General features: G+C 66.0%; 27 protein-coding genes. 23 read left to right on the top strand and 4 right to left on the bottom strand.

Annotated elements, in window-relative coordinates; genetic code table 11:
- From G568_RS0110200 to G568_RS0110155, 10 genes are all read left to right on the top strand, one after another.
- Nucleotides 1-771, top strand: coding sequence for a thiazole synthase (locus tag G568_RS0110200; RefSeq protein ID WP_026757938.1), 771 nt, complete (start codon nt 1-3; stop codon nt 769-771).
- A complete protein-coding gene (locus G568_RS0110195; RefSeq protein WP_026757937.1) occupies nt 768-1,364 on the top strand; it encodes a thiamine phosphate synthase in 597 nt (198 codons plus the stop codon). Before G568_RS0110200 ends, G568_RS0110195 begins: the two co-directional genes overlap by 4 nt.
- A complete protein-coding gene (locus G568_RS0110190; protein WP_026757936.1) occupies nt 1,361-2,344 on the top strand; it encodes a HesA/MoeB/ThiF family protein in 984 nt (327 codons plus the stop codon). The genes G568_RS0110195 and G568_RS0110190 overlap by 4 nt, the downstream gene beginning before the upstream one ends.
- Nucleotides 2,341-3,276, top strand: coding sequence for an ABC transporter substrate-binding protein (locus tag G568_RS0110185; protein WP_026757935.1), 936 nt, complete (start codon nt 2,341-2,343; stop codon nt 3,274-3,276). The genes G568_RS0110190 and G568_RS0110185 overlap by 4 nt, the downstream gene beginning before the upstream one ends.
- Nucleotides 3,273-3,944, top strand: coding sequence for a TenA family protein (locus tag G568_RS0110180; protein WP_026757934.1), 672 nt, complete (start codon nt 3,273-3,275; stop codon nt 3,942-3,944). Before G568_RS0110185 ends, G568_RS0110180 begins: the two co-directional genes overlap by 4 nt.
- Nucleotides 3,941-4,669: an ABC transporter ATP-binding protein gene (locus G568_RS0110175; RefSeq protein ID WP_026757933.1), complete on the top strand. Its 729-nt coding sequence runs from the start codon at nt 3,941-3,943 to the stop codon at nt 4,667-4,669. Before G568_RS0110180 ends, G568_RS0110175 begins: the two co-directional genes overlap by 4 nt.
- A complete protein-coding gene (locus tag G568_RS0110170) occupies nt 4,666-5,403 on the top strand; it encodes an ABC transporter permease (protein ID WP_026757932.1) in 738 nt (245 codons plus the stop codon). Before G568_RS0110175 ends, G568_RS0110170 begins: the two co-directional genes overlap by 4 nt.
- 174 nt (nt 5,404-5,577) lie before the next feature.
- Complete coding sequence (locus G568_RS20515; RefSeq protein WP_026757931.1) at nt 5,578-6,063, top strand: hypothetical protein; 486 nt, start codon at nt 5,578-5,580, stop codon at nt 6,061-6,063.
- 81 nt (nt 6,064-6,144) lie between these two features.
- Nucleotides 6,145-6,615, top strand: a complete 471-nt coding sequence (locus G568_RS20575) for a hypothetical protein (protein WP_026757930.1) — start codon at nt 6,145-6,147, stop codon at nt 6,613-6,615.
- Between the two features lie 48 nt (nt 6,616-6,663).
- Nucleotides 6,664-7,179, top strand: coding sequence for a helix-turn-helix transcriptional regulator (locus tag G568_RS0110155; protein ID WP_037374000.1), 516 nt, complete (start codon nt 6,664-6,666; stop codon nt 7,177-7,179).
- A gap of 226 nt (nt 7,180-7,405) precedes the next feature.
- Here the strand turns inward: G568_RS0110155 and ychF are convergent, their stop codons facing one another.
- Complete coding sequence (ychF, locus tag G568_RS0110150) at nt 7,406-8,503, bottom strand: redox-regulated ATPase YchF (protein WP_026757928.1); 1,098 nt, start codon at nt 8,501-8,503, stop codon at nt 7,406-7,408.
- A 138-nt stretch (nt 8,504-8,641) separates the two neighbouring features.
- Between ychF and trpA the strand changes: the two genes are divergently transcribed.
- Nucleotides 8,642-9,433 carry a tryptophan synthase subunit alpha gene (gene trpA / locus G568_RS0110145; RefSeq protein WP_026757927.1) on the top strand — a complete coding sequence of 264 codons (792 nt, stop codon included), beginning with the start codon at nt 8,642-8,644 and terminating at the stop codon, nt 9,431-9,433.
- Nucleotides 9,434-9,643: 210 nt separating this feature from the next.
- Here the strand turns inward: trpA and G568_RS0110140 are convergent, their stop codons facing one another.
- Nucleotides 9,644-10,417, bottom strand: a complete 774-nt coding sequence (locus tag G568_RS0110140; protein ID WP_026757926.1) for a ZIP family metal transporter — start codon at nt 10,415-10,417, stop codon at nt 9,644-9,646.
- Nucleotides 10,418-10,480: 63 nt separating this feature from the next.
- On the bottom strand, nt 10,481-10,933 hold the full coding sequence (locus tag G568_RS18645) for a MaoC family dehydratase (protein WP_037373998.1): 453 nt from the start codon (nt 10,931-10,933) through the stop codon (nt 10,481-10,483).
- A 154-nt stretch (nt 10,934-11,087) separates the two neighbouring features.
- Between G568_RS18645 and G568_RS0110130 the strand changes: the two genes are divergently transcribed.
- From G568_RS0110130 to G568_RS0110080, 11 genes are all read left to right on the top strand, one after another.
- The gene (locus G568_RS0110130; protein WP_026757925.1) at nt 11,088-12,251 is read left to right on the top strand and encodes an alpha-hydroxy acid oxidase; all 1,164 of its coding nucleotides are present in this window, start codon (nt 11,088-11,090) and stop codon (nt 12,249-12,251) included.
- A 167-nt stretch (nt 12,252-12,418) separates the two neighbouring features.
- Nucleotides 12,419-13,036, top strand: coding sequence for a hypothetical protein (locus tag G568_RS0110125; protein ID WP_026757924.1), 618 nt, complete (start codon nt 12,419-12,421; stop codon nt 13,034-13,036).
- 128 nt (nt 13,037-13,164) lie between these two features.
- Nucleotides 13,165-13,821: a 50S ribosomal protein L25/general stress protein Ctc gene (locus tag G568_RS0110120; protein ID WP_026757923.1), complete on the top strand. Its 657-nt coding sequence runs from the start codon at nt 13,165-13,167 to the stop codon at nt 13,819-13,821.
- Between the two features lie 148 nt (nt 13,822-13,969).
- Nucleotides 13,970-14,671, top strand: coding sequence for an aminoacyl-tRNA hydrolase (pth, locus tag G568_RS0110115; RefSeq protein WP_026757922.1), 702 nt, complete (start codon nt 13,970-13,972; stop codon nt 14,669-14,671).
- Between the two features lie 322 nt (nt 14,672-14,993).
- Nucleotides 14,994-15,374: a DUF2237 family protein gene (locus G568_RS0110110; protein ID WP_037373997.1), complete on the top strand. Its 381-nt coding sequence runs from the start codon at nt 14,994-14,996 to the stop codon at nt 15,372-15,374.
- A 45-nt stretch (nt 15,375-15,419) separates the two neighbouring features.
- Nucleotides 15,420-16,328 (top strand): LysR family transcriptional regulator, encoded by a 909-nt coding sequence (locus tag G568_RS0110105; RefSeq protein WP_026757920.1) that lies wholly within the window; start codon nt 15,420-15,422, stop codon nt 16,326-16,328.
- Nucleotides 16,329-16,438: 110 nt separating this feature from the next.
- A complete protein-coding gene (locus G568_RS0110100; RefSeq protein ID WP_026757919.1) occupies nt 16,439-16,915 on the top strand; it encodes a formate dehydrogenase subunit gamma in 477 nt (158 codons plus the stop codon).
- Nucleotides 16,912-18,432 carry a formate dehydrogenase beta subunit gene (locus G568_RS0110095; RefSeq protein WP_026757918.1) on the top strand — a complete coding sequence of 507 codons (1,521 nt, stop codon included), beginning with the start codon at nt 16,912-16,914 and terminating at the stop codon, nt 18,430-18,432. The genes G568_RS0110100 and G568_RS0110095 overlap by 4 nt, the downstream gene beginning before the upstream one ends.
- A 106-nt stretch (nt 18,433-18,538) precedes the next feature.
- The gene (gene fdhF / locus G568_RS0110090; RefSeq protein WP_026757917.1) at nt 18,539-21,433 is read left to right on the top strand and encodes a formate dehydrogenase subunit alpha; all 2,895 of its coding nucleotides are present in this window, start codon (nt 18,539-18,541) and stop codon (nt 21,431-21,433) included.
- 10 nt (nt 21,434-21,443) lie between these two features.
- Nucleotides 21,444-22,265, top strand: coding sequence for a formate dehydrogenase accessory sulfurtransferase FdhD (fdhD, locus tag G568_RS0110085; protein ID WP_026757916.1), 822 nt, complete (start codon nt 21,444-21,446; stop codon nt 22,263-22,265).
- On the top strand, nt 22,255-22,470 hold the full coding sequence (locus tag G568_RS0110080) for a formate dehydrogenase subunit delta (protein ID WP_084627384.1): 216 nt from the start codon (nt 22,255-22,257) through the stop codon (nt 22,468-22,470). Before fdhD ends, G568_RS0110080 begins: the two co-directional genes overlap by 11 nt.
- A gap of 134 nt (nt 22,471-22,604) precedes the next feature.
- On the opposite strand, the gene G568_RS0110075 is transcribed toward G568_RS0110080, so the two are convergent.
- Nucleotides 22,605-24,179 carry a 2-isopropylmalate synthase gene (locus tag G568_RS0110075; RefSeq protein ID WP_026757914.1) on the bottom strand — a complete coding sequence of 525 codons (1,575 nt, stop codon included), beginning with the start codon at nt 24,177-24,179 and terminating at the stop codon, nt 22,605-22,607.
- Nucleotides 24,180-24,437: 258 nt separating this feature from the next.
- Between G568_RS0110075 and G568_RS0110070 the strand changes: the two genes are divergently transcribed.
- Entirely contained in the window at nt 24,438-25,103 is a 666-nt protein-coding gene (locus G568_RS0110070) for an SDR family NAD(P)-dependent oxidoreductase (RefSeq protein ID WP_026757913.1), read from the top strand.
- The last annotated feature ends 79 nt before the right edge of the window (nt 25,104-25,182 follow it).

Here is a 25,182-nt window from a genome sequence, read left to right as displayed (position 1 = left end):
ATGCCGGTTTTCTATGGTGTCGAAATCGCCTCGCCGCTGATGCTGGGCACGGCGCAATACCCCTCGCCGGCGATCATGGCCGAGGCGTTTCACCGCTCGGGTGCGGGCGTGGCGACCGTATCGGTCCGGCGCGAGGCGGCGGGCGGCGACGGCGGCGCGTTTTGGGACATGATCGAAGGGCTGGGCGTGCCGGTTCTGCCCAATACCGCCGGCTGCCACAGCGTGCGCGAGGCGGTTACCACCGCGCACATGGCGCGCGAGCTGTTTGGCACCGACTGGATCAAGCTTGAGGTGATCGGCCACGAGGACACGCTGCAGCCCGACCCGTTCGGCCTGATAGAGGCGGCGCGCATCCTGTGCGAGGACGGGTTCCGGGTGTTTCCCTACATGACCGAGGACGGCATCCTGGCCGGCCGGTTGCTTGAGGCCGGGTGCGAGGTTCTGATGCCCTGGGGCGCGCCGATTGGCACGGGACGGGGTTTGAACAACCTCTATGGCCTGCGCACGCTGCGCGCGCAGTTTCCCGGCGTGCCGATGGTGATCGACGCAGGGCTTGGAATGCCCAGCCACGCGGCGCAGGCGATGGAGCTGGGGTTCGACGCGGTGCTGTTGAATACGGCGGTCGCCAAGGCGGGCGCCCCGGCGGCGATGGCAGAGGGTTTCGCGCGCGCGTTGGAGGCGGGGCGGCTGGCCCATGAGGCCGACCCGATGGAGCCGCGCGACATGGCCGCGCCATCGACGCCCGTTTTGGGACTGGCGGAGCTGGAATGATGCGCGATCGTTTCTACCCGATCTTCGACGATCCGGCGTGGCTTGAGCGGGCGCTGCCGCTTGGGGTTCGGTTGGTGCAGATGCGCCTGAAGGACCTGCCGGAGGCGGAATTGCGTTCAAGTCTGGCGCGCAGCCGCGATCTTTGTCGCGCGGCGGGGGCGGTGATGGTGGTCAACGACCACTGGCGCGCGGCGCTCGACCTGGGCTGCGACTGGGTACATCTGGGGCAGGAGGATCTGGCTACCGCCGATCTGCGCGCGATCCGCCGGGGGGGCCTTAGGCTGGGTATTTCGACGCATGACGAGGCGGAGTTGGAGCGCGCGCTATCGTGCGATCCCGACTACGTGGCGCTTGGGCCGGTCTGGCCGACGATCCTGAAGAAGATGAAATGGCATCAGCAGGGGCTGGACCGTGTCCGGCAATGGAAATCGCGCGTGGGCGATATGCCGCTGGTGGCTATTGGCGGGCTGAACATCGCGCGCGCGGCGGAGGCGTTTGCCGCCGGGGCCGACGTGGTTTCGGTTGCCACCGACATCACCCTGAACCCCGATCCTGAGGGGCGGATACGCGACTGGATCGAGGTGACGCGATGAGCCGCTATGCCCGGCAGGCCGCAGTGCCCGAGATGGGCGCCGAGGGGCAGGCCCGCCTGCGTCGGGCGACGGCCTTGATCATAGGCGCGGGGGGGCTGGCGGCGCCGGTGCTGCAATACCTTGTGGGCGCCGGGATCGGGCATATCCGGCTGGTGGACCCCGACCGGGTGGAGGAAAGCAACCTGCACCGCCAGACGCTGTTTCGCGGCGCCGATATCGGCCTGGCCAAGGCCGAGCAGGCGGCGCGGGCGATGGACGGGCTTAACCCCGATTGCCGGGTTGAGCCGCTGACGTGCGCGCTTGGCCCGGCGAATGCGGCGGCGCTGGCGCAGGGGGCCGATATGGTTTTGGACTGTGCCGACAGCTTTGCGGTCAGCTACATCCTGTCGGACCTGTGCCACGCGCGCCGCCTGCCGCTAATCAGTGCGTCCGTCATCGGCTGCGCGGGGTACGCGGGCGGGTTTTGCGGCGGCGCGCCGTCGCTGCGCGCGGTGTTCCCGGACCTGCCGCAGCGCCTTGGGTCCTGCGCCGAGGATGGCGTTCTGGGCCCGGTGGTGGGCGTGATCGGCAGCCTTCAGGCGCAAATGGCGTTGGCCGTGGCGGTGGGGATGGCGCAAACGCCACTGGGCCGGATCGCAAGTTTCGATGCCGCCACGCACCGTTTTGGCGGCTTTCGCTTTGACGGCGCGCCCGAGCCGCAATGGCAGCCGCGGTTCATCGACCCGGCGCAGATCGGCGCAGGCGATTACGTGGTTGACCTGCGCGCGCCATCGGAAGGCCCGCTTGTACGGCCCGACGCAGAGCGCCTGCCACCGGATGCCTTTGGCCCCGGCGGGCCGTGCCCCGCGCCGGGCCAACGCGCTGTTTTCTGCTGTCGCTCAGGGCTTCGGTCCTGGGCTGCCGCGGAACGTCTTGCCGCCCGGTGGGACGGCGAGATCACCCTTGTCGCCCTTGGCGGCCCTACTGGAGAGACCCCATGAAAAAACTGCTTCTTGCCCTTCTATTATTGCCGCATCCCGCGCTGGCGCAGGATAAGATGACCGTCGCGCTGGATTGGTTCGTGAACCCCGATCACGGGCCGATCATCATCGCGCAGGAAACCGGCCTGTTTGCCGAGCGGGGCCTTGAGGTCGAGATCATAGCGCCCGCCGATCCCGCCGATCCGCCTAAGATGGCCGCCGCCGGCAAGGCGGACCTGGCGATTTCCTACCAGCCGCAACTGCACCTGCAGGTGGCCGAGGGGCTACCGCTCAGGCGGGTTGGCACGTTGGTCGCGACGCCGCTCAACTGCCTTCTGGTGCGCAAGGACGGCCCGATCGCGGAGATCGCCGATCTGGAAGGGCGCAAGGTGGGCTTTTCGGTCGCCGGCGTCGAGGAGGCGCTTTTGTCGGCGATGCTAGAGCCCGCCGGACTGGGAATGGCGGATATCGAGTTGGTCAATGTGAACTGGTCCCTGTCGCCTTCTCTCATGTCGGGGCAGGTGGATGCGGTGATCGGCGCGTTCCGCAATTTCGGGCTGAACCAGATGGAGATCGAAGGCGTCGAGGGGCGCTGTTTTTACCCAGAGGAGGAGGGCGTGCCGCCCTATGACGAGCTGATCTACGTTGCGAACCCTGCGCATATGGATGCGGGTCAGGTCGAGCGGTTCCTTGCCGCGACCGAGGAGGCGGTTCAATACATCGTCAACCATCCACAGGACAGCTGGGAGATATTCGCGGCCACCTCCAGGGAGTTGGACGACGAGCTGAACGCGCGGGCATGGGCCGACACGCTACCGCGGTTCGCGCTGCGCCCTGCGGCGCTTGATCCGGGGCGCTATGTGCGATTCGAGGAATTCCTGTACGGCGCGGGCCTGATCGATGCGGTGCGGCCGGTGTCGGGCCTTGCCATTATGCCGGGGGCGGACGGATGAGCTATGGCCGCACGTTTCAGCATTGGCGCGAGGCCGCGGGCGAAACATGGGCCGGGTATGTCCGGCACGATTTCGTGCGCGGGTTGGGCGATGGGAGCCTGCCGCGTGCGGCCTTTTTGCATTACCTGGTTCAGGATTACATCTTCCTGCTGCATTTCTCGCGCGCCTGGGCGCTGGCGGTGACAAAGGCCGAAACCGTCGCGCAAATGCGGACCTGCGCGGCGACGGCCAAGGCCCTGATCGATGACGAGTTGCGCCTGCATGTACGCACCTGCGCCGCCGCCGGGATAGACGAGGCGGCATTGGTCGAGGCCGAGGAGCGGGCCGAGAACCTCGCCTATACGCGGTTCGTGCTGGATGCCGGGCATTCGGGCGACTTCATGGATCTGCTGGCGGCGCTGGCGCCTTGTGTGCTTGGCTATGGCGAGATCGGCGCGCGGCTGGCGGCGCAGGCCGGGGGTGCGCCCTATGCCGAGTGGATCGGCACCTATGGCGGGGCTGAGTACCAGGCGCTATGCGCCGATGTTGGCGCGCTGATCGATGGCGCGGCAGAGCGGCGGTTGGGCCCGGCGCCGCAAGGCAGCCCGCGCTGGCCGCAGCTATGCCGGACGTTTACCACCGCGACGCGCCTTGAGATCGGGTTTTGGGATATGGGGCTGAGGCCGTGACCGCGCCGCCGGGCCTGCGGTTTTCGGGGCGGGTTCTGTCGGGCGCGGCGCAGGTGCTGGCGCCAATGTCGCTAAGCGTGGCGGCGGGGCGGTGGACCTGCCTGCTGGGCCCGTCGGGGGTGGGTAAATCGACGCTGCTGCATTGCTTTGCCGGGTTGGGCGATGACCTGCTGCTGGACGGAACGGCAGAGGCCGGGGATGGCGCGCCGCTGGCCGGGCGGGTGGCGTTGATGGCGCAGTCGGACCTGCTGTTGCCGTGGCTGACGGCGCGCGACAACGTCACTATTGGCGCGCGGCTGCGGCGCGAGCGAAGGGGTCACGCGGGCGCGGCGCGGCTGTTGGAACGGGTCGGGCTGCACGGTCTGGCGGGGCGCAAGCCGCATGCGCTGTCGGGCGGGCAGCGGCAGCGCGCGGCGCTGGCGCGGACCCTGTTCGAGGATTGCCCCGTTGTCCTGCTGGACGAGCCGTTCTCGGCGCTCGACGTGGCCAACCGCGCGCGGATGCAGGAGCTGGCCGCGGCCGAGCTACGCGGGCGGACCGTCTTGCACGTCACCCATGACCCGGCCGAGGCGGCGCGGCTGGGCGAGCATATCGTGCTGCTGACGCCAGCGGGAGTGTCCGAGGTGCCGGCGGGCGCGCCGCGCGCCTTTCCGCGTGCGCCGGATGCCGATGATACGCTGGCCCTTACTGGCCGGCTCACTCGGTTATTGCTGGATGCGGCATGAGGGGGCTGCGGGGTGCCTTGCCGGTTCTCTTTGGCCTTGCCCTTTGGCAGGGGGCGATCGTGGTGCTTGGCCCGCCGCCCTACATCCTGCCGGGGCCGGTGCGCGTGGCGGGCGCGTTGTGGGAGAACCGCGCGCTGCTGGCCGAGAACGCGCTTGTGACGATTGCGGAGGTGCTGATCGGTCTGGCCCTTGGGGCTGTGCTTGGCTGGATCACGGCGATCGGGCTTGCCCTGTCGCCCTCGGCGCGGCGAATGGTGCGGCCGCTGTTGGTGTTCAGCCAGTCGGTGCCGGTTTTCGCGCTGGCGCCGATCTTTACGCTATGGTTCGGCTATGGGCTGGCGGCAAAGATAGCGATGGCGCTGCTGATTATCTATTTCCCCGTCACCTCGGCGTTTTTCGACGCGTTGGTGTCCACCCCGCGCGGATGGGTCGAGCAGGCCCGGGTGATGGGCGCTGGGCCGGGCCGGATCATGTGGTGCGTGCGGGTGCCCGCGGCCTTGCCGGGGCTGTTGTCGGGGCTGCGGCTGGCGGCGGTCTATGCGCCGATCGGGGCGATCATCGGGGAATGGGTCGGCGCGTCGCGTGGGCTTGGCTACCTGATGCTGCTGGCCAATGGGCGGGCAAAGATCGATCTGATGTTCGCGGTCGTGCTGGTGGTGGCGGCGCTGACGATCCTGCTGCACCGGGCGGTGGATGGCCTGGCAAACCGGGTTGAAGCGCGGCGACGGGCCTGAGCGGTAGGCGTCCTTGGCCGCATAAACCTGAGTTTATGGATTTATTTGTTGGGTTTATGCCACGATTGCTAAACTCCGGGTCAATGGATGAATGCACAGCCATGTGGCGTGTTGAGACAGCCGGAACGCGACCTGCGTTTCGGGTTGATCCCAGACACGTGAAAGGAACACGACATGAAACGCATTTTGATGATGACCACGGCCCTTGTGATGGCCAGCTCGGCCATGGCGCAGGCACAGGCGACGGGCACTGCGACAGGAACGGCAACCGGAGCCGCCGACGCAGCGAATGCCACGACCGGAACGGGGGCCGCTACGGGAACCAGTGTTTCAGGGCGCGACATGTTCGAAGGCGGTGTCGCCACAGCCTCGGCGAGCGGGACTGGCACCGCAGGCACCGCCGGCGCAGGTGACGATGACGACAACGACGGCGACGATGATCACGGTGACGATCACGGCGACGATGATCACGGCGACGATGATCACGGCGACGATGATCATGGCGGCGATGATTCGGGTGACAATGACGGCCATGGCGACGGTGGCGATGGCGGCCATGGCGACGGTGGCGACAGCGATGGCGGTGACGGCGACGGTGGCGACGGTGACGGTGGCGACGGTGACGGCGACGGTGATGGCGACGGTGGCGATAGTGACTGAGGCGGCGCCTGCGGTCGCATGAGTGAAAGGGAAATGACCCGCGCCTATTTCAGGGCGCGGGTCTTCGTGACAGGAGAAGAGATGGCAACGCGATTGGTTCTGTTCGTTTCCGGTATGATGCTCGCGTTGCTGGTATCCTCTGCGCATGCCCAAACGTTGCGGGCTTCGGTTGAGCGGCAACTGAGCGCGCAGGGATATCGCGATATCGACATGTCGCGCACATTGCTGGGGCGCGCGCGGTTCGAGGCGCGCAAGGGCAACATGACACGGGTCATCGTCGTCAACCCCAATACCGGAGAGGTCTTGCGAGACATGTCGCGTGCCACTGATGCGGAGCCGGGCAAGGGCCTTGTGGATATTCTGGGCGATGCGATTTTCGGCGATGGCGACGCGGATGGCGGCGGCGACAGCGGCGCGGGTCATAGCGACGGCGGCGATAGTGATGGCGGCGACGGTGACGGTGACGGTGGGGATGGCGAAGGAGGAGATGGAGACGGCGACGGAGGTGACGGCGATGGCGACGGTGACGGCGATGGCGGCGATGGCGATTGACCCGCGGGCGTTCAGGTTGAAGCAATCTCACGCATGTCATGTTGCCCCATGTTGATTCCGCCGCTGGTCATCTTGTTCTTCGTTATCCAGGTCGCTTGCGCCCTGTTTTTCGTCTCGGACATTGTTGTGACCATCCTGGGCCTGAATGTCGCGCCAATGAGCTGGCACCTGCGCGAGGTCATGGAACTTGGCGCGGCGTTGGGCCTTGTCACGGGGGTGGGGTTCGGCGGGTTGGCTGTGGCCCACACCCTGCGCAGTCACCGGCGGGTCGAAGGGCGGCTGCGCGCCGCGTCTGGCGCGTTCATGGATCTTCTTGACGATCAGTTCCGCGATTGGGGGCTGACCCCGGCGGAACGCGACGTGGCGCTGTTCTCGGTAAAGGGGCTGAGCACGCAGGAAATTGCGCGGCTACGCAATACCTCGGAAGGGACGGTCAAGGCGCAGTCCAACGCGATCTACCGCAAGGCGGGCGTTTCGGGCCGGGCCCAGTTGCTGGGCCTGTTCATCGAAGACCTGATCGGCGACGCCCTGCCCGGCGTCGAAGATGCGCGGGAGCAAGACTGACCCGGCCCGGCGCGCGATTGGCGGCGCCAACGATCCTGCTGCACCGGGCGGTGGCCGGTTGACCAACCGGATCGAGGCGCGGCGGCGGGCCTGACCGGGCGTTCGCTGCTGCTCAATACGTGGATGGTACTGGCCTTGAGCGGACATCTCATACAGCGCCCTGCACGAAATAGCGCGCGCAGGGCGCAGCGCATCGGCGGGCCGCCTTTTGCCGGCGCCCCTTCGCTCAGGTGTTGGACAGGAAGTGCAGCACGTCGCCGTCCTTGACAACATAGGCCTTGCCCTCGGCGCGCATGCGGCCCGCTTCCTTGGCGCCCTGTTCGCCGTTATGGGCGATGAAATCATCAAAGGAAATGGTTTCGGCGCGGATGAAGCCGCGCTCAAAATCGCCATGGATCACGCCGGCGGCCTTGGGGGCCTGGGTGCCGGTGGGGATGGTCCAGGCGCGGGCCTCCTTGGGGCCGACGGTAAAGAACGTCTCGAGGTGCAGCAGTTCGTAGCCCGCGCGAATCAGACGATCCAGCCCCGGCTCCTGCAGGCCCATTTCATCGAGGAACATCGCCGCTTCCTCGGCGTCGAGCTGCGACAGCTCTTCCTCGATCCGGGCCGAGATCACGACATGTGCATTGCCCTGCGCGGCGGCCATTTCGGCGACGCGCTCAGATTGGGCGTTGCCGGTGGCGGCGTCGGATTCGGGCACGTTGCAGACATAGAGCACCGGCTTGGCCGTCAGCAGTTGCAGCATCCGCCACGCCTTGGCGTCGTCCTCGTCCACGGCGACGGTGCGGGCGGGGCGGCCATCGTTGAGCGCGTCGAGCGCGGCGCGCAGCAGACGGTCCTGTTGCACGGCATCCTTGTCGCCGCCCTTGATCTTGCGGGCCAGCCCGGCGAGGCGTTTCTCGATGCTTTCCATGTCCGACAGCATCAGCTCGGTCTCGATCGTGTCGGCATCGGCCACCGGATCGACGCGGCCCTCGACATGGGTGACATCGCCATCCTCGAAACAGCGCAGCACGTGGGCAATGGCGTCGACCTCGCGGATATTGGCCAGGAACTGGTTGCCCAGCCCCTCGCCGCGGCTGGCGCCTTTGACCAGGCCGGCGATATCGACAAAGGTCATGCGCGTGGGGATCGTGGTTTTCGAGCCGGCGATGCGGGCCAGCGTGTCAAGGCGCGCATCGGGCACGGCGACCTCGCCGACATTGGGCTCGATCGTGCAGAACGGGAAATTCGCCGCCTGCGCGGCGGCAGTGCGCGTCAGCGCGTTGAACAATGTGGACTTGCCCACGTTCGGCAACCCGACGATGCCCATTTTGAAACCCATGTCGCGCCCTCCTTGGTTTGCGCCGCTCTTAATGCGGGGGGCGGGGCATGACAAGGGCGGGGGCGGCGTGCATCAGCGATTGAGTTTGCCGCGCTTTTGCGGCACATCGGGGCGAGCCGATCAGCAAGGACCAGCAACATGACCCGTATCGACGCCAAATTCGCCGACCTGCGCGCGCAGGGCAAGAAAGCTTTCGTTGCCTACGTGATGGCGGGGGACCCCGATTACGACACCTCGCTGGAGTTGGTGAAGGGGTTGCCGGGTGCAGGCGTGGACGTGATCGAGCTGGGCATGCCGTTCACCGATCCGATGGCCGACGGGCCGACGATCCAGTTGGCGGGTCAGCGGGCGCTGGCGGCGGGGCAGACCCTGCAAAAGACGCTGGACATGGCGGCCGAGTTCCGCAAGGGCGATGACACGACGCCGATCGTGATGATGGGGTATTACAACCCGATCTACAACCGCGGCGTCGCTCGGTTTCTGGACGATGCGCGCGCGGCGGGGATCGACGGGCTGATCGTGGTGGACCTGCCGCCCGAGGAGGATGAGGAGCTGTGCATTCCGGCGGCCAAGGCGGGGCTGAACTTCATTCGGTTGGCGACGCCGACAACCGACAACAAGCGCCTGCCCAAGGTCCTGGAGAACACCAGCGGCTTTGTCTACTACGTGTCGATCACCGGGATCACCGGATCGGCCGAGGCCGAAGCCGCCGACGTGGCCCCCGAGGTGGCGCGTATCAAGTCGCAGACCGATTTGCCCGTGATCGTGGGCTTTGGCATCAACTCGCCCGAAAAGGCCGAGGCGATCGCGGGCGTCGCGGATGGCTGCGTGGTGGGCAGTGCCATCGTGGGCGAACTGGCCAAGGGTCGCCCGGTGAACGAGGTGCTGAACTTCGTCGCGGGCCTGTCGGGCGGCGCACATCGCGCTTGAACGCTGGCCGTATCCAGCGGCGCGCGGCTGCGCCGCACCAGATCATGTCTCGCCTTTGCCCTGCGGGCGCCGGCTCGGGCGCCTCCGGCGGGAGTATTTTGGGCAAGATGAAGGGCGGTGTCCGGATGCGTGGCTCGGATGTTTCTTATGGCCCTAAATATCCCGGGGAATCGCCGTCAGGCGATGGGGGCAGCGCCCCCTTGCGGCCTTTCAGCCCAGTGTGACGTCGAGCATCATCATCAGGATCAGCCCCACGATCAGGCCGGTGGTGGCCCATTTCTGGTGGCCGTAGCGGTGGGTCTCGGGGATGATTTCATGGCTGATGATATAGAGCATCGCACCGGCGGCGAAGGTCAGGCCCAGCGGCAGCACGTAGACCGAAACGTTGATCATCGCGATGCCCAAGAGGCCGCCGACCGGCTCGACCATGCCGGTGGCCAGCGCGATCAGGAAGGATGCCAGCCGGGCGTATCCCTGGCCGCGCAAGGCCAGGGCCACGGCCAGCCCCTCGGGGGCGTTTTGCAGGCCGATGCCGGTGGCCAGGGATAGCCCATTGGTCATGTTCCCGCCGCCAAAGCCGATGCCGACGGCCATGCCTTCGGGGAAGTTGTGGATGGTGATGGCGATGATGAACAGCCAGATCCGGGGCAGCGCGCCTGGGTCGGCGCCTTCGGGGCCGATGATGAAATGCTCGTGCGGCAGCGATTCGTTGAGGCCGGCGACGAAGGCCGCGCCGGCCGCGATCCCGGCGGCGGCGAGCAGCGCCGCGACGGGGATTGATCCGTAGATATCGGTCGCTTCCTCAATCCCCGGCAGGATCAGCGAGAAGAACGAGGCCGAGATCATCACCCCTGCGGCGAAGCCCAGCATCATGTCGTTGTTGCGTCGGTTGATGTGTTTGCCGAACAGCACCGGTATGGCGCCGACACCTGTCATCAGCCCGGCGCCGAGGCTGGCCAGAACGCCGATCAGGATGATGTTCATGGGGGCGCCTTTCGGGTTGCTGAGTTGGCGGCACGCTCCATCATTCGGAGCGGGATTGCAAGGCTATTGCGAGTCGCTCTCATATTTTCTTTTCAGGATATGAGTGGCGCTGTATTGCATGACCAGCTCGTCATCCTGGTTGAGCACGTCATAGCGGATCGTGGTACGTCCGCGGTCGGGGCGCGAGGCCGATGGGGCGGCGGCGATCACCTCGGCGTGCACGCGCAGGGTGTCGCCGGGGCGCACCGGGCGGCGCCAGCGGATATCGTCCATGCCGGGCGAGCCCATCGACGCCTCGTTCCACACGTCCGCCTCAAGCGTCAGGGCGAAGGCGGTGAGCAGGGTGTGAAAGCCGCTGGCGATGATGCCGCCATAGGGGGAGGCGGCGGCGGCCTCGGCATCGACGTGGAAGGGCTGTGGATCCCAGGTGCCGGCAAAGCCGGTGATCGCCTCCAGATCAAGTGTGCGCGCGCCGGTTTCAAAGCGGTAGCCAACGGGCAGATCGTCGAAATACATCGCTGGGCCCTTTCCGTGTTGCCAGTTTCCGTGTTGTCAGTGCCGCCGCCATGCTAGCGCGCGGCGGAGCGTGTGCAACGGCGCTTTTGCGTTGCAGCGAAACCCCCGAACGGGTAACAAATTCAGACCAGTTCAGCCCGAAAAGGCCAGAGACATGCCCGTGATTACCAATATCGACGATCTCAAACGCCTGTATCAGCGCCGCGTGCCGCGCATGTTTTACGATTATGCCGAAAGCGGCAGTTGGACCGAGCAGACGTTCCGCGAGAACACCAGCGATTTCGAGGATATCCGGTTGAGGCAACGGGTGGCGGTGGACATGACGGGCCGGTCGACCGCGACGCAGATGGTCGGGCAGGACGTGGCGATGCCCGTTGCGCTGGCGCCTGTGGGCCTGACCGGGATGCAATGCGCCGATGGCGAGATCAAGGCGGCCCGCGCCGCCGAGGCGTTCGGGGTGCCGTTCACCCTATCGACGATGTCGATAAACTCGATCGAGGAGGTGGCCGAGGCCACCAGCGCGCCGTTCTGGTTCCAGCTATATACGATGAAAGATCAGGATTACCTGAGCCGGCTGATCGAGCGCGCCCGCGCTGCGAATTGCTCGGCGTTGGTGATCACGCTGGATTTGCAGATCCTGGGGCAGCGGCACAGGGATCTGAAGAATGGGCTGTCGGCGCCGCCCAAGCTGACTATTCCGACGATGATGAACCTTGCGACGAAGTGGCGCTGGGGGATCGGGATGCTGGGCGCGAAGCGGCGCGATTTCGGCAATATCGTGGGACATGTGCAAGGTGTGTCCGACCCTTCGTCGCTGATGGCGTGGACAGGCGAGCAGTTCGATCCATCGCTGGATTGGGACAAGATCGCCAAGTTGAAGGAGCAATGGGGCGGAAAGGTGATCCTGAAGGGTATCCTTGATGCCGACGACGCGCGGATGGCGCTCAAAGTCGGGGCCGATGCGATCGTGGTGTCGAACCACGGCGGCCGGCAACTCGATGGTGCGCTTAGCTCGATCCGGGCGTTGCCGGCGATCCTGGACGCGGTGGGCGACAAGGTGGAGGTGCATCTTGATAGCGGCATCCGGTCGGGGCAGGACGTGCTCAAGGCCGTGGCGATGGGGGCGAAGGGCACCTATATCGGGCGCGCCTTTACCTATGGGTTGGGCGCGATGGGGCAGGCGGGCGTGACCCGCGCGCTGGAGGTGATCCACAAGGAGCTGGACGTGTCCATGGCGCTATGCGGACGGCGGCGGATCGACGAGCTGGACCGCGATATCCTGCTGGTCCCGGAGGATTTCGAGGGGCGCTGGCAGTAGCGGCGGTACGCCCGGGCGGCTAAGCGGTGAGGGGGCGCTGCCCCCATCGCCTGTCGGCGATTCCCCCGGGATATTTCCTGCCAGAAGAAACTGTGGGCGGTTTCGGGCTTGATGGCGGGGCGCGGGGGCGGCAGGGTGCGCGGGATGTCTTGAGGGACCCTTGCGCGATGCTTGTCTTTGTCGATGCCAACCTGACCTTGTTCGCGGTGCCCAAGACCGGCAGCACGGCGTATCATGTCTCGCTGCGCTCGCGCGCCGATATCGTGATGGCGCATAAGGGGCATCTCAAGCATATGAACCTGCGCACCTATGAGCAGCATTTTGCGCCCTACCTGGCGCAGGTGCACGGGCTGCGCCCGGAGCGGGTGGCGGTGATGCGCGATCCGTTGGAGCATTTGCGCAGTTGGTACAGATACCGCCAGCGCCCCGAGCGCAAAGGCACCCCGCGCAGCGCGGCGGGCCTTGATTTCGACAGTTTCGTGCTGGCCGCGATTTCGGACGCGCCGCCGACCTATGCCGATATCGGCAGTCAGTTTGCGTTCCTGTCCTCGGGTGATGGCGGGGTGCATGTCGAGCATCTGTTCGCCTATGAGAAGCTGGGCGTGTTCCACCGCTTCATGGAGGAGCGCACGGGCCGTGATATCGAGGTGTCGCAGCGCAATGTCTCGCCCGGGGCGGAGGCGCCGATCAGTGCGCAGGTGGAGGCGCAGCTGCGGCGCGCGCGGGCCAATGATTTCGCGCTGCATGCGCGGATCATGGAGGCGGGCGGGCACCTGTTGGGGTGATGCGGCCGGGGGTGCAGAAAAAACCCGCTGCGCCCTCTTTCCAATGGCGGTTGTCTGGTCTATACGCGCACACCTTAACGCGGGCATACAGCCTTGGAGGATGCCCGCCCCAATATATGGAGACTGACATGGCTGGAGAAATTCCTGATCTTCACGCCCAGGAACGCACGGGGACGGGCAAGGGCGCCGCTCGTGCAGCGCGCCGCGCGCACATGGTTCCGGGTATCGTATTCGGCGGCGACAGCGATCCGCTGCCGATCAACATCCCTTATAACGCGCTGATCAAGAAGCTGAAGGATGGGCGGTTCAAGTCCACCCTGTTCAACCTCAAGGTTGACGGCCACGAGGATGTGCGCGTGATCTGCCGCGATGTGCAGCGCGACGTGGTCAAGGACCTGCCGACGCACCTGGACCTGATGCGCCTGCGCCGCACCACGAAGATCAACCTGTTCATCCATGTCGATTTCGTCGGCGAAGAGGATTGCCCCGGCCTGCGGGCGGGCGGCGTTCTGACGGTTGTGCGTCCCGAGGTGGAACTGCGCGTGACCGCCGGCGACATCCCCGAGAGCATCACCGTGGACCTGTCCAAGCTGCAGATCGGCGACACCGTCACCATTTCCGACGTGGACTTGCCCAAGGGCGCCAAGCCGACCATCGACCGCGATTTCGTGATCGCGAACGTATCGGCGCCGTCCAGCCTGCGTTCGGCGGATGACGAAGAGGAAGAAGGCGAAGAGGCCGAGGCCGAAGGCGCCGAAGACACCGGCGAGAGCAGCGAAGACTGATCACCGCCGATCCCCGCTTGCGGGGGACAGTGGGGGCGCGGCACCGACAAGGGCCGCGCCCTTTTTGCGTGCGCGGGGGCGCGGGGGTGCTTCAAAACCGCGCCGAAACGCGGTAGGACTGCCCCGGTTCAGGCAAGGGAATATGCGCATGCTGATCTTCGCTGGGTTGGGCAATCCGGGGGCCAAATACGCCGGAAACCGACACAATATCGGGTTCATGGCGGTCGACCGGATCGCCGCCGACCACGGGTTTGGCCCGTGGCGCGCGCGGTTCCAAGGCCATGTCGCCGAGGGGCGCCTGGGCAGCGAGAAGGTGGTGCTGCTTAAGCCTGCGACCTTCATGAACCTGTCGGGGCAATCGGTAGGCGAGGCGGTGCGGTTCTACAAGCTGACGCCGGCGGACGTGATTGTGTTTCACGACGAGTTGGATCTTGCCCCGGGCAAGGTGCGGTTCAAGCGGGGCGGCGGGCATGCGGGGCATAACGGGCTACGCTCGATCCAGTCGCATATCGGGGCCGAGTTCGGGCGCGTGCGCCTGGGGGTCGGGCATCCGGGGCACAAGGACGCGGTGGCGCAATACGTGCTGCGCGATTTTGCCCGCGCCGATCAGGAGTGGTTGGACGACCTGCTGCGCGGGATAAGCGACGGCGCGCCCGACCTGGCGGCGGGGGAGGCACCGAAGTTCCTGAACGCGGTGGCGCGGCGGACGGCGCCGGCGCGGTCGGGCGGCGGCGAAGGGGCGCCGGGGCGCCCGGACAAGTCCGCGCCGCAGCCAGAGCAGAAGCCAGAGTCCGAGCCGCAGCCGGATCGCCGCAGCCCGCTGGAGAAGCTGCGCGACAGGTTTCGGTGAGTATCACTGCCCTCATCATGGCGTATCGGGCCGCCTGGTGTTCGACATCTGACATAAGGGGGGGATGGGCTGTTGTTGCCGTTCAGGCTTGGCGCCAATGCGCGGAATAGAGGCGCGCTTGCGCGCCGCCGCGCAGCGCCCACCCGGCGGTCGGGCACTGCGCGGCCCCTCATTCATCCACCTCATCCGCTCAAGGCCGTTCATGCCCCCCGGCATGGCCGACAAGACCATTATCGGGTAACCTGTGTCAGGTGGCGAACACTGGATTACCTGCCCACACCGGATTACCTGTCCGGCGTGCGATCACAGACGGAGGCAGCCGATGGAAATTCACAAGTTCGAGTCGGTCAACGTGTTTGGGCAGGCCCTGGTACCATGTTCAAACGATCCGGTGACGGGTTTTTTCCGGGACGGGCATTGCAACACCTGTGCCGAGGATACCGGTCGCCACACCGTTTGTGCCGTGATGACGGCCGAGTTCCTGGCCTATTCCAAGTATGTCGGCAACGATCTGAGCACGCCGCGCCCCGAGTTTGGCTTTGCGGGCCTGTCGGTCGGGGACCGCTGGTGCCTGTGCGCGGCGCGGTTTCTGCAGGCGCATGATGAGGGCTGCGCGCCGCGTGTCATGCTGTCGGCGACGCATCAAAGCGCGCTGGATATCGTGCCGATGCGGGTGCTTGAAACCTATGCGCTGGATGAATAGGCGATTTCTATTGAAATCCGCCCAGGCGATGCTATCGGTTTATCCATGATAAACAGGCTTGAAATGTTCATGGCGCTGGCCAAGGAGCAGCACTTTGGCCGCGCGGCGGCCAGCCTTGGTGTGACGCAGCCGACGCTTTCGACGGGGCTGCGGCAGCTTGAGGATCAGCTTGGCGTCAAACTGGTGCAGCGCGGTTCGCGGTTTGGCGGGCTGACGCCCGAGGGGCAGCGCGCGCTGGTCTGGGCGCGGCAGATCGTGGGCGATGCGCGCATGCTGCGCGAGGAGATGCGATATACCCGCAAGGGCCTGTCGGGGCATCTGCGGATCGCGGTGATCCCGACCGCGTTGACATGGGCGTCGCGGCTGGCGTCGGATTTCAACCTGCGCCACCCGAACGTTGATTTCACGATCCTGTCGCGCACCTCGGCCGAGATCCTGACGATGCTGGAGAACCTCGATATCGACGCGGGGATTTCCTATCTAGATAACGAGCCATTGGGCCGCGTTTCCACCGCGTTTCTGTATCGCGAGCGATACACGCTGGTGTGCGGGCCCGATCATCCGCTGGCTGGACGTGATGCGGTGACGTGGCAGGATCTGGCTGATCTGAAGCTGTGCCTGCTGACGCCCGACATGCAGAACCGGCGGATCATCAACAAGAATTTCATGGATGCCGGCGTGGCACCGCAGGCACGGATGGAATCGAACTCCACGGTGGTACTGGTCGCGCATGTGGAAAACGGCGGCTGGACGACGATCCTGCCGCAGGATCTGGCGCGGTTCCTGACCGCGGGCAAGGCGTTGCGGATTATCCCGATCCTGCAAAGTAGCGAGGGGCACTCGGTGGGCCTTGTCGCCCCGTACCGCGAGCCGCACACGCCGGTGCTTCAGGCGCTGCTGGACGAGGCGGGTCTGGCCGCGACCAAACCTCACGCGGGCACCGGTGTGGTTTGAGCCGCGGGCGTTTTTTTGATAGGATACGCCTATCAAGCAACGGAACACCGATATTGATCTGAAATGCTGATTGCTCCACCCATGCGCGATAGCAATGACTGGGGGGCGATATGCGCCAAGACCTGCCACAGCCAACAGCGGGGGAAATGCAGCCCCTGATCGAGCGCCACCTGCAGAAGGAAGGGCCGCTGTTGCCGATCCTGCACAGCTTGCAAGAGGCGTTCGGCCATATTCCGCAGGCGGCGGTGTCGCTGATCGCCGACGCGCTGAACATCACGCGCGCCGAGGTGCATGGCGTGGTATCATTCTACCATGATTTCCGCGACGTGCCCGCCGGGCGCCACGTGGTCAAGATCTGCCGTGCCGAGGCGTGCCAATCGATGGGTGGCGCGGCGCTGGCCGATGCCGCGCTGGAGCGGTTGGGGGTCGCGTGGCACGGCACCACCGCCGATGGCGCGATCACGATCGAGCCGGTCTATTGCCTGGGCCTGTGCGCCTGCGGGCCGGCGGCGATGGTCGATGGCGAATTGGTGGGCCGCGTTGATGCGGAGCGGCTTGATACGATCCTGAAGGAGGCCGGGGCATGAAGATCTACGTTCCCCTCGACAGCGCGGCAAAGGCCCTTGGCGCCGACGCGGTCGCGGAGGCGATCCGCGATGCGGCGCAGGCCGGCGGCAAAGACGTGCAGATCGTGCGAAACGGCAGCCGCGGCATGATCTGGCTGGAGCCGCTTGTCGAGATCGAGCATGACGATGGCGTGCGGCTGGCTTATGGCCCGGTGAGTGTGGCCGACGTGCCCGCGCTTTTGGATGGCAGCGCGGAAACGCTAGGCCCGGTCGAAGAGATCCCGTTCTTTGCCCGGCAGACACGCCTGACATTCGCGCGCTGCGGCGTGATCGACCCGCTGGATATTGCCGATTACGAGGCGCATGGGGGCCTGTCGGGGCTGCGCCGCGCGATCGCGATGACCCCCGCAGATATTGTGCAGGAAGTTACCGACAGCGGCCTACGCGGGCGCGGCGGTGCGGGCTTTCCCACCGGGATCAAGTGGAAAACCGTGCATGACACCCCGGCGGGGCAGAAATACATTATCTGCAACGCCGACGAGGGCGACAGCGGCACCTTTGCCGACCGGATGATCATGGAGGGCGATCCCTTCACCCTGATCGAGGGGATGGCGATTGCCGGGCTGGCAGTGGGCGCCACGCGCGGCTACGTCTACCTGCGCAGCGAATACCCCGTCGCCATCGAGGTGATGAACGCCGCCGTCGAGGCCGCCCGCGCCGCCGGAATGCTGGGCGATGACGTGCTGGGATCGGGGCGTGCGTTCGACATGGAAATCCGTGTCGGGGCAGGTGCGTATGTGTGCGGCGAGGAGACATCGCTGCTGAATTCGCTGGAGGGCAAGCGCGGCGTTGTCCGCGCCAAGCCGCCGCTGCCGGCGATCGAGGGGTTCCTGGGCCGGCCGACAGTCGTCAACAACGTGATCAGCCTGGCCACCGTGCCGGTGATATTCGAGCGCGGCGCGGCGCACTATGCCGATTTCGGGTTGGGCCGCTCCAAGGGCACGACGCCGGTGCAGATCGCGGGCAACGTGAAATACGGCGGCCTGTTCGAGACGGCCTTTGGCATGCCCCTGAGAGAGTTGATCGACGATGTCGCGGGCGGCACCGCCAGCGGGCGGCCCGTCAAGGCGGTGCAGGTCGGCGGGCCGCTAGGCGCGTACATGCCGCGCAGCACGTTCGACACGCCCTTTGCCTATGAAGAGTTCGACGGGCAGGGCGGGCTGATCGGCCATGCCGGCGTGGTGGTGTTCGACGACAGCGTTGACATGCTGAAGATGGCGCGCTTTGCGATGGAGTTTTGCGCGGTGGAAAGTTGCGGCAAGTGCACGCCCTGCCGTATCGGCGCGGTGCGCGGGGTCGAGACCATCGACCGCATCGCCGAAGGCGACGCGGATGCGCCCGAGTTGCTGGGCGATCTGTGCGAGACGATGACCGACGGTTCGCTCTGCGCGCTTGGAGGGCTGACGCCCTACCCGGTGATGTCGGCGCTGCGGCATTTCCCGGACGATTTCGCGCGCAGCCGGGAGGCGGCGGAATGATCGGGCGTTCGCACGCGATTGCGCCGCGCCCTGCGCGGCGCGCGGGTGGGGGCGCTGCCCCCACACCCCCGGAGTATTTCAGGCAAGATGAAGCAAGGGTTCGGCCATGAAGGATTTCATCATCCCCGACGATCGCGACATGGGCACCCCGGCCAAGACGGGGGCGCCTGTATCCCTGAGCATTGACGGCTTTGACGTGACGGTGCCCGAGGGTACCAGCGTGATGCGCGCGGCCGCCGAGGCGGGGCTGGAGATTCCCAAGCTGTGCGCCAGCGACAACATGGAGGCGTTCGGCTCGTGCCGGCTATGTGTGGTCGAGATCGAGGGACGGCGGGGCACGCCGGCCTCGTGCACGACGCCGGTGGCCGAGGGCATGGTGGTGCGCACCCAGAGCGGCAAGGTCAAGAAGATCCGGCGCGGGGTGATGGAGCTGTATATCTCGGATCACCCGCTGGATTGCTTGACCTGCTCTGCCAATGGCGATTGCGAGTTGCAGGACATGGCCGGCATGGTGGGTCTGCGCGATGTGCGCTACAGCGCGCCGGAAGGTGGCGGCCTGGCCAATCATTTCGAGGCGCGCGATAGCAGCGGCGAGGCCAACCCAGAATGGGCGCCCAAGGATGAGTCGAACCCGTATTTCACCTTTGACCCCAGTAAATGCATCGTCTGCTCGCGCTGCGTGCGCGCCTGCGAGGAGGTTCAGGGCACCTTTGCGCTGACGATCGAGGGGCGCGGGTTTGACAGCCGGGTCAGCGCCGGGGCGTCTTTGGATGATTTCATGTCGTCCGATTGCGTGAGTTGCGGCGCCTGCGTGCAGGCCTGCCCGACCGCGACGCTACAGGAAAAATCGGTGATCGAACTGGGCACGCCGGAGCGCTCGGTGGTGACCACTTGCGCCTATTGCGGGGTGGGCTGCGCATTCAAGGCGGAGCTGAACGGCGACGAGTTGGTGCGGATGGTGCCCTACAAGCATGGCAAGGCCAACCGCGGCCATTCCTGTGTGAAGGGGCGGTTTGCCTATGGTTATGCCGCGCACAAGGATCGCATCCTGAGCCCGATGATCCGCGATCACGTGGACGAGCCGTGGCGCGAAGTAGGCTGGGACGAGGCGCTGAGCTTTGCGGCGCGGAAGATGCGCGGGTTGCAGGAAACCTATGGCCGCCGGTCGATCGGGGTGATCACGTCGAGCCGGTGCACCAACGAGGAAACCTACCTGGTGCAGAAACTGGCGCGGCAGGTGTTTGCCAACAACAACACCGATACCTGCGCGCGGGTGTGCCATTCGCCCACCGGCTATGGGCTTGGTCAGACGCTGGGCACCAGCGCCGGCACGCAGGATTTCGATAGCGTCGAGCATACCGACGTGGCGGTGGTGATCGGGGCCAACCCGACCGACGCGCACCCGGTTTTCGCCAGCCGCCTGAAGAAGCGGCTGCGCGAGGGCGCCAAGGTGATCGTGATCGACCCGCGGCGGATCGACCTGGTGAAATCGGCGCATGTCGAGGCGGCGCATCACCTGCCCCTGAAGCCGGGCACCAACGTGGCGGTTGTCACGGCGATGGCGCATACCATCGTGACCGAGGGATTGATGGACGAGGCGTTCATCCGCGAGCGGTGCGATTGGGACGAGTTCATGGAATATGCCGAGTTCGTCAGCGATCCGCGCCACAGCCCCGAGGCGACCGAGATGCTGACCGGGGTGCCGGCGGCGGATTTGCGGGCGGCGGCGCGCCTGTTCGCGACGGGCGGCAACGGAGCGATCTACTATGGCCTTGGCGTGACCGAGCACAGCCAGGGATCGACCACGGTGATCGGCATCGCCAACCTTGCGATGATGACCGGCAATGTCGGCCGGCCCGGCGTGGGCGTGAACCCGCTGCGCGGGCAGAATAACGTGCAGGGCTCGTGCGACATGGGGTCGTTCCCGCATGAATTGCCGGGCTATCGCCACGTCAAGAACCCTGATGTGCGCGAGGTTTACGAGGACCTGTGGGGTGTCAAGATCGACGACGAGCCGGGCCTGCGCATTCCCAACATGCTGGATGCGGCGGTGGATGGCAGCTTCAAGGGGCTGTACTGTCAGGGCGAAGACATCCTGCAATCGGACCCTGACACCAAGCATGTCGCGGCGGGGCTGGCGGCGATGGAATGCGTCATCGTGCATGACCTGTTCCTCAACGAGACGGCCAATTATGCGCATGTGTTCCTGCCCGGGTCGACCTTCCTGGAGAAGGACGGCACCTTCACCAATGCCGAGCGGCGCATCAACCGCGTGCGCAAGGTGATGGCACCGCGCAGCGGCTATGCCGACTGGGAGGTGACACAGCTATTGGCCAATGCCATGGGCGGCGAGTGGGCGTATCAGCACCCGTCGGAAATCATGGACGAGATCGCCGCCACAACGCCCAGCTTCAGCGGCGTCAGCTATGACCTGCTGGAAGAAAAGGGATCGGTGCAGTGGCCCTGCAACGAGGCACATCCGGACGGCACGCCGCTGATGCATGTGGACGGGTTCGTGCGCGGCAAGGGGCGGTTCATCGTGACCGAATACGTCGCCACCGAGGAAAAGACCGGGCCGCGCTATCCGCTGTTGCTGACCACCGGGCGCATCCTGTCGCAATACAATGTGGGGGCGCAGACGCGGCGCACCGATAACGTGATATGGCATGACGAGGACGTGCTGGAAATCCATCCCCACGATGCCGAGGTGCGCGGGGTCAAGGAGGGCGACTGGGTCAAGCTGGCCAGCCGCATCGGCGATACGTCGCTGCGGGCCAAGGTGACCGACCGGGTCAGCCCCGGCGTCGTTTATACCACGTTCCACCACCCCGATACTCAGGCCAACGTGATCACCAGCGATTTCAGCGACTGGGCGACCAACTGCCCCGAATACAAGGTGACAGCGGTGCAGGTCAGCCCGTCGAACGGACCAACCGACTGGCAGGAGGACTACGCTGCGCAGGCCGCGCGTGCCCGGCGCATCCTGCCAGCGGCGCAATAGGGCCGACGCGATGGCCACGCGCGCCACCCAAAGCATGCCCGGCCTGTCCGTCAGGCCGGGCGATGTGCGTGACGTCACCCGCACCCTGCCTGAAGAGGCGGCGGTGGCGATGGTCTATGACGGCACCACACATGCGGTGATGATGGCGACACCAACCGACATACACGATTTCGCCATAGGCTTTTCCCTGACCGAGGGCATCGTCAGCGACATCGGCCAGATCACCGAGTTCGAGCAGGTCGAGCACGCGCAGGGTATCGAGGCGCGCATGTGGCTGAGCGAAGGCTGCGGCGCGGCACTGGGCGCGCGGCGGCGGCAGATGGCCGGGCCGGTGGGCTGCGGCCTGTGCGGGATCGACAGCCTGGAACAGGCGGTGCGGACGTTGCCGCATGTGGGATCGGGCGGCACGATGCTGTCGCGGTCGGAACTGGCGGGCGCGAACGAGGCGCTGCGCGCGCATCAGCCGCTGCATGATCGCACCAACGCGGTGCACGCGGCCGGCTTCCTGAGTCCCGGCGCGGGGATCGTCGCCGCGCGCGAGGATGTCGGCCGCCACAATGCGCTGGACAAGGTGATCGGCGCGATGGCACGGCAGGGGCTGGACCCGGCGCAGGGGGCGTTCGTGTTGACCAGTCGGGTGTCGGTGGAAATGGTGCAGAAATGCGCCATGGCCGGCTGTCCGGTGCTGGTGGCAGTGTCCGCGCCCACGGCGCATGCCCTGCGCCTGGCAGACGGGGCGGGGATCACCCTGGCCGCGTTTGCCAAGGGTAGGGGGTTCGAGCTGTTTTCGCACGCAAACCGTATCAAGATAGGGACCAATGATGTCGCCTGAGAAAATGATCCGCATGGCCAACCAGATCGCCACCTTTTTCCACAGCCAGCCCAGCGAGGCGCAGGCAGACAGGGTGGCCGATCATATCAACGACTTCTGGGAGCCGCGGATGCGCCGGCAACTGCTGGATCATATCGCGCAGGGCGGCGAGGGGCTGGACCCCCTAGTGCTGGACGCCGCGCAGAAACTGCGCACGCCCGTATAGAAGGGCGTGCCAAAGACCGGCCGCTGCGCGCGTGGCTGTCGCCGGAGCCTCCGGCGGGAGTATTTTGGGCAAGATGAAGCGCGGCGCAGGCATGATCACGCGCCGCGCTTCGATGGGTCGAAAGGGGCGCGCGGTTAGCCCACGTCCTTGTAGCTGACCTCGCGGGTGTCCTCGCCGGGGGCGGATTTCTCGCGCCGGACCAGCAGGCGGTTGAGCGCGTTGACATAGGCGCGTGCGCTGGCGACGACAGTGTCAGTATCGGCCGATTGGCCGGTGACGATGCGGCCTTCCTCTTCCATGCGGACGCTGACTGTGGCCTGGGCGTCGGTGCCCTCGGTCACGGCGTGCACCTGGTAGAGTTGCAGGGTCGCGTCGTGCGAGAACAGCGCCTTGACCGCGTTGAAGGCGGCGTCGACGGGGCCGTCGCCGGTTTGCTGCGCGGTCTTTTCCTTGCCATCGATCATCATCTTCAACTCCGCCTCGGCCGGGCCGCCGGTGCCGCAGACCACGCGCAGCGACTTGATCTGCAACCGGTCGTTTTCCGGGTCGTCGCCGGCATGGACCAGCGCGATCAGGTCTTCGTCGTAGACCTCTTTCTTGCGGTCGGCGAGATCCTTGAAGCGCACGAAGATGTCGGCAAGCTGGTTCTCGGCCATGTCGAAGCCCAGATCGTGCAGCTTGGCGCGCAGGGCCGCGCGGCCCGAATGCTTGCCCATCACAAGGCTGGTTTCGGCCAGCCCGACATCGGCGGGGCGCATGATTTCGAAGGTTTCGGCGTTCTTGAGCATCCCGTCCTGGTGAATGCCGGATTCGTGGGCGAAGGCGTTCTTGCCGACGATGGCCTTGTTGAACTGCACGGCAAAGCCGCTGACGGTGGCGACGCGGCGCGAGATGTTCATGATCTTGGTCGAATCCACCTGCGTGTGCCACGGCATGATGTCGTGGCGCACCTTGAGGGCCATGACCACCTCTTCCAGGGCGGTGTTGCCTGCGCGTTCGCCCAAGCCGTTTACCGTGCATTCGATCTGGCGCGCGCCGCCTTCGACGGCGGCCAGCGCGTTGGCCGTGGCCATGCCCAGATCGTTGTGGCAATGGGTGGCGAACACGATGTCCGCGGCGCCCGGCACCTCGGCGATCAGGCGGCGGATCAGGTCGGCCGATTCCACCGGCGCGGTATAGCCCACGGTATCGGGGATGTTGATGGTGGTCGCGCCCGCGTTGATCGCGATTTCGACCACGCGCTTGAGGTAATCCCATTCGGTGCGGGTGGCATCCATCGGCGACCATTGCACGTTGTCGCACAGGCCCCGTGCGTGGCTCACGGTTTCGTGGATCCGCTCGGCCATTTCGTCCTGTGTCAGGCCCGGGATGGCGCGGTGCAGGGGCGAGGTGCCGATGAAGGTATGGATGCGGGGCCGGGCGCTATGTCTCACGGCGTCCCAGCAGCGGTCGATATCCTTGAGGTTGGCGCGGGCCAGGCCACAGATCACTGCCTGCTTTGAGCGTTCAGCGATTTCCTTGACCGCCTTGAAATCGCCCTCGGAGGCAATGGGAAAGCCTGCTTCGATGATATCGACGCCCATGTCATCGAGCATCTCGGCGATTTCCAGTTTCTCGGCATGGGTCATGGTGGCGCCGGGCGATTGTTCGCCGTCGCGCAGCGTTGTGTCGAAGATCAAGACGCGGTCTTGTTCAGCATTCTGGGTCATGGTGATAACTCTGATATCTGGTGTCTGCTAAGATTTGCGGGGCGCGAAGGGCACATCCTCTGAGCGGTCGCGCCAAGATGGCACGCTCAGAGGCGGCTTAGCAGAAGCAGGGCAATACCGGGCAGCGTGCCAAAGGCACGCGTTGTGGTCGTAATGTTGCCCGTTTGTGTCATGGGGTCAGGTTATACATTTCATGGCACAAATGAAAAGCGGGAAATTCGAATTGATACCGCACGGGCGCCTGCTATGTCCCGGCAAGTGCAACGGGCATTGATCATCGGCGCGTCGGGCGGAATCGGCACTGCGCTATGCGCGGCGCTGGCGGGGCGTGGCGTGGCGGTGACGGGGCTGTCGCGCGGGCGGGACGGTCTGGACGTGACCGACGAGGGCCGCGTGGCGGACGCCCTTGGTGCGCTGACGCCGGGGTTTGACCTGGTGCTGGTGGCGACGGGCGCGTTGGAGATCGGCGGCGCGCGGCCGGAAAAATCGCTCGGGGCGCTGAGCGCGGAGGCGATGCGCGATCAGTTCATGCTCAATTGCGTGGGGCCATCGCTGGTGCTCAAGCACGCGCTGCGGCTCTTGCCGCGCGATCGGCGGGCGGTGTTCGCGGCGCTGTCGGCGCGGGTTGGATCGATCGGGGACAACCGCATGGGGGGCTGGTATTCCTATCGCACGGCCAAGGCGGCCTTGAACCAGATGATGCACGGCGCCGCGATCGAGGTGGCGCGTAGCCATCCGCAGGCGATCTGCGCCGCGCTGCACCCCGGCACCGTTGCGACGCCGTTCACCGAGGAATACCTCGGCCGTCATCCCGCGGTGTCGCCCGAGGAGGCCGCGCGCAACCTGCTGCGGGTGATCGAGGGGCTGCGCCCCGGCGATAGCGGCGGGTTCTTCGATTGGCGGGGCAAGCGCGTGCCATGGTGAGGCGCCTGAACCGGGTGCTATCGCAGGCGCTTACGTTTGAGCATTTCGCAACAAAGTGATTACCCGGTTTCGGAGGGTG

The sequence above is a fragment of the Sediminimonas qiaohouensis DSM 21189 genome (assembly GCF_000423645.1).
Classification (GTDB): domain Bacteria; phylum Pseudomonadota; class Alphaproteobacteria; order Rhodobacterales; family Rhodobacteraceae; genus Sediminimonas; species Sediminimonas qiaohouensis.
Note: the sequence above shows the minus strand (reverse complement) of the source record. Positions and strands in the feature narration are given on the sequence as shown.

What these genes read in the sequence shown, in the direction of transcription:
- G568_RS0110200 (WP_026757938.1), top strand. Translation starts at nt 1, where the DNA reads ATGCCGGTTTTCTATGGTGTCGAAATCGCCTCGCCGCTGATGCTGGGC.
- G568_RS0110195 (WP_026757937.1), top strand. Translation starts at nt 768, where the DNA reads ATGATGCGCGATCGTTTCTACCCGATCTTCGACGATCCGGCGTGGCTT.
- G568_RS0110190 (WP_026757936.1), top strand. Translation starts at nt 1,361, where the DNA reads ATGAGCCGCTATGCCCGGCAGGCCGCAGTGCCCGAGATGGGCGCCGAG.
- G568_RS0110185 (WP_026757935.1), top strand. Translation starts at nt 2,341, where the DNA reads ATGAAAAAACTGCTTCTTGCCCTTCTATTATTGCCGCATCCCGCGCTG.
- G568_RS0110180 (WP_026757934.1), top strand. Translation starts at nt 3,273, where the DNA reads ATGAGCTATGGCCGCACGTTTCAGCATTGGCGCGAGGCCGCGGGCGAA.
- G568_RS0110170 (WP_026757932.1), top strand. Translation starts at nt 4,666, where the DNA reads ATGAGGGGGCTGCGGGGTGCCTTGCCGGTTCTCTTTGGCCTTGCCCTT.
- G568_RS20515 (WP_026757931.1), top strand. Translation starts at nt 5,578, where the DNA reads ATGAAACGCATTTTGATGATGACCACGGCCCTTGTGATGGCCAGCTCG.
- G568_RS20575 (WP_026757930.1), top strand. Translation starts at nt 6,145, where the DNA reads ATGGCAACGCGATTGGTTCTGTTCGTTTCCGGTATGATGCTCGCGTTG.
- G568_RS0110155 (WP_037374000.1), top strand. Translation starts at nt 6,664, where the DNA reads ATGTTGATTCCGCCGCTGGTCATCTTGTTCTTCGTTATCCAGGTCGCT.
- ychF (WP_026757928.1), bottom strand. Translation starts at nt 8,503, where the DNA reads ATGGGTTTCAAAATGGGCATCGTCGGGTTGCCGAACGTGGGCAAGTCC.
- trpA (WP_026757927.1), top strand. Translation starts at nt 8,642, where the DNA reads ATGACCCGTATCGACGCCAAATTCGCCGACCTGCGCGCGCAGGGCAAG.
- G568_RS0110140 (WP_026757926.1), bottom strand. Translation starts at nt 10,417, where the DNA reads ATGAACATCATCCTGATCGGCGTTCTGGCCAGCCTCGGCGCCGGGCTG.
- G568_RS18645 (WP_037373998.1), bottom strand. Translation starts at nt 10,933, where the DNA reads ATGTATTTCGACGATCTGCCCGTTGGCTACCGCTTTGAAACCGGCGCG.
- G568_RS0110130 (WP_026757925.1), top strand. Translation starts at nt 11,088, where the DNA reads ATGCCCGTGATTACCAATATCGACGATCTCAAACGCCTGTATCAGCGC.
- G568_RS0110125 (WP_026757924.1), top strand. Translation starts at nt 12,419, where the DNA reads ATGCTTGTCTTTGTCGATGCCAACCTGACCTTGTTCGCGGTGCCCAAG.
- G568_RS0110120 (WP_026757923.1), top strand. Translation starts at nt 13,165, where the DNA reads ATGGCTGGAGAAATTCCTGATCTTCACGCCCAGGAACGCACGGGGACG.
- pth (WP_026757922.1), top strand. Translation starts at nt 13,970, where the DNA reads ATGCTGATCTTCGCTGGGTTGGGCAATCCGGGGGCCAAATACGCCGGA.
- G568_RS0110110 (WP_037373997.1), top strand. Translation starts at nt 14,994, where the DNA reads ATGGAAATTCACAAGTTCGAGTCGGTCAACGTGTTTGGGCAGGCCCTG.
- G568_RS0110105 (WP_026757920.1), top strand. Translation starts at nt 15,420, where the DNA reads ATGATAAACAGGCTTGAAATGTTCATGGCGCTGGCCAAGGAGCAGCAC.
- G568_RS0110100 (WP_026757919.1), top strand. Translation starts at nt 16,439, where the DNA reads ATGCGCCAAGACCTGCCACAGCCAACAGCGGGGGAAATGCAGCCCCTG.
- G568_RS0110095 (WP_026757918.1), top strand. Translation starts at nt 16,912, where the DNA reads ATGAAGATCTACGTTCCCCTCGACAGCGCGGCAAAGGCCCTTGGCGCC.
- fdhF (WP_026757917.1), top strand. Translation starts at nt 18,539, where the DNA reads ATGAAGGATTTCATCATCCCCGACGATCGCGACATGGGCACCCCGGCC.
- fdhD (WP_026757916.1), top strand. Translation starts at nt 21,444, where the DNA reads ATGGCCACGCGCGCCACCCAAAGCATGCCCGGCCTGTCCGTCAGGCCG.
- G568_RS0110080 (WP_084627384.1), top strand. Translation starts at nt 22,255, where the DNA reads ATGTCGCCTGAGAAAATGATCCGCATGGCCAACCAGATCGCCACCTTT.
- G568_RS0110075 (WP_026757914.1), bottom strand. Translation starts at nt 24,179, where the DNA reads ATGACCCAGAATGCTGAACAAGACCGCGTCTTGATCTTCGACACAACG.